General features: G+C 52.5%; 3 protein-coding genes and 1 pseudogene. All 4 read left to right on the top strand.

Features of this window, described 5'->3' with window-relative positions:
• Nucleotides 1-430: hypothetical protein (locus ACGLHT_RS29915; protein ID WP_394520764.1), on the top strand; the 430-nt coding region annotated here is incomplete at its 5' end.
• A 143-nt stretch (nucleotides 431-573) separates the two neighbouring features.
• Complete coding sequence (locus ACGLHT_RS29910) at nucleotides 574-993, top strand: GTP pyrophosphokinase (protein ID WP_274121240.1); 420 nt, start codon at nucleotides 574-576, stop codon at nucleotides 991-993.
• A 20-nt stretch (nucleotides 994-1013) separates the two neighbouring features.
• A pseudogene (locus tag ACGLHT_RS29905) lies at nucleotides 1014-1097 on the top strand (prepilin-type N-terminal cleavage/methylation domain-containing protein); the annotation flags it as partial.
• An 18-nt stretch (nucleotides 1098-1115) separates the two neighbouring features.
• Entirely contained in the window at nucleotides 1116-2102 is a 987-nt protein-coding gene (locus ACGLHT_RS29900) for a hypothetical protein (RefSeq protein WP_274121241.1), read from the top strand.
• The last annotated feature ends 176 nt before the right edge of the window (nucleotides 2103-2278 follow it).

The following is a 2278-nucleotide window of genomic DNA, read 5'->3' as shown; positions in this document are numbered from 1 at the left end:
TGCTTCATGGAAAAACTCGGCTGGCGGGATCGGCGTATTTCACCAGATTCGGGAAGTCTTTTTCAGACCTTCCTTAGGGGAAAAGATGGTTGCTGATAGTTTCAGGGGCAAGCCCGCGGTCCTGCAGAACACCTCTGCGTTGAGTGTGCTCCTAACGCACTTGGCAGAATCTGGCTGGCTTCCGCATGAGGTACTGCAAGGTAGCGAATGGCTGTACACCCCCGGCGCAACGAAGGTCCAGGAAAAGATTATTTGCTGCGACCCACCGGTGATTCGGCTGTTGAAGAACGGCAGCAACACTGCGCTGATTCACCTGGATTGGGGCGAATCGCCTTCCAGGATGGTCGTGGATTACACCAAGTCCTGGGGATTCGAGCCCGTGATCCAGCAGGCGCTGGCGCGCATGAATGAAGCAGGTGTTAGCCAGTAGAATCACTGTCTACAGCCGTCTAGCGGGTGTTGTCCCAGCCCCTCAGGCTGGCCCTAGGAAGGAAGAGGATCGAGATGGTTTTGATTGAAATGGCGCTACAGCGTGCGCTGAGCGCATATATGGGGAAGGTCGATTAGGCCGGCATGTCTTATATCTTGCATCCACTGCGTCTGATGGCCAGATTCACTGACCCATTCGAGCAAGCGGTATCTCTTCTCCACGATGTGACCGAGGACAGTGACACCACCGCGGAGGATCTACTCAACGAAGGCTTTCCGGAGATCGTAGTCGAGGCCGTCGTCATCTTGAGCCGTCGACGTGGAGAGAACTACGCGGACTTCATCGAACGGATTTGTCTACACCCGCTGGCGCGTAAGATCAAGCTGGCTGACATCGAAGACAACCTAAACGTGCTGAGGCTGGCGAGCCTCGGGGAGTCGGATCTTCGTCGTGTGTCGAAATACCATCATTCGCCCTGCTCGGAGTCCGCCGCTTCCGGAATTTCAGCTCCCTGTTTTCGCACGAATGTAAGGGTTTACAGAGGTAAGCTTCAGGACAACTGAATTTTTGCGGAGGGGATGAAATGCGTGGCTCAATGGGTCGGCAAGCGGGCTTCTCGCTTCTAGAACTAACGATTGTACTTGCGATTATGGCCATGCTCGCTGTCGCTGCTGTGCCTAGATACATGGAAGAGATCAACCGGAACCGTTCGCGAGTAACAACTGAAAATACTCAAGCCATCCTGGACGCAGCCAGAGCCTACAGGCTGTCCAAGGGCGCATGGCCTGGTGGCGCCTCCTGTATCAATGCCATTTCTGAAATGGTGAGCCAATCACCGGCAATGCTGCCCCCAGGCCTGGAGGTGAACAAATACAACAACGCTGTCTCCACGTCCTGCACGGCTTGGACGTTCAGTGTCGACCAGTCCATCGTTGAAGACTGGGATGGAGTGCTGGCAAATAACCTGCCGGGGACTTCGATCGTTAACGCATCTCAAAACAGAATCCGAAGCACCATTGGGATACCCGGTTCTGAGACAGCTAACGATGCGAAGTTATCGCGCGTAGCAGAGCAAAACGTCGAGCTAAATAGGATGAAAACCAACCTGCTGCTAGGCAACTACGACATTAAGGAGGTCGGCCGAATTGAAGCAGTCAATGCCACTATCAGTGGGTTGGCACAAGCAGGCCGAGTTGAAGCGGTCAGTGCTGCCATCAGTGGATTGGCCCAGGCTGGCCGAATTGAGGCGGTCAATGCTGCAATCACTGGATTGTTACAGGCTGGCCGAGTTGAAGCGGTCAATGCCGCCATTAGTGGATTGGCAGAGGTTAGCCAGTTGAGGGTGAATGGTGAGTCGCAGTTCAGTGGTGAAGGAACCTTCCAAGACGGGATTTCTTTGCAAAAGGTCGTACAGGAAAACACTTTCTGTCCAAAGACTGGGGCCATAGCAAGGACAAGCACCGGTGCAATACTTTCTTGCCAATCCGGTATTTGGAAGGGAATCGGACAGGCGCAGGATTTTGTAGTTGCAAACTGTGTAATGAATAACTATAGAACTTGCGTACCCGTGTGCCCGGCAGGTTACAGCTTGAAATCTTACAGCGGCGTAAAAGGACAAAACGCATCATATTGGGATGATAGATATTTCGCTGTCGGCGTATGCGTAAGATAGACGATCATAGTAAGTAATAAGCGCCAAAGAATTGCCGCAGCCAGAAAGAATTTTATGGATTTAAGTACTGTTTTAATTGATGGTGATTTGTTACTATTGCGTAAGTGCTCCATGAACCCCACATTCAAAGCGCTTACCTGATGCCCGATGCTGTGCTCCCGATTTCCTTCTGGAGC

The sequence above is a fragment of the Pseudomonas sp. PsB genome, assembly GCF_043658375.1.
GTDB lineage: Bacteria > Pseudomonadota > Gammaproteobacteria > Pseudomonadales > Pseudomonadaceae > Aquipseudomonas > Aquipseudomonas putida_Z.
The sequence above is the reverse complement of the archived record's forward strand: the minus strand, read 5'-3'. Positions and strand labels throughout refer to the sequence as shown.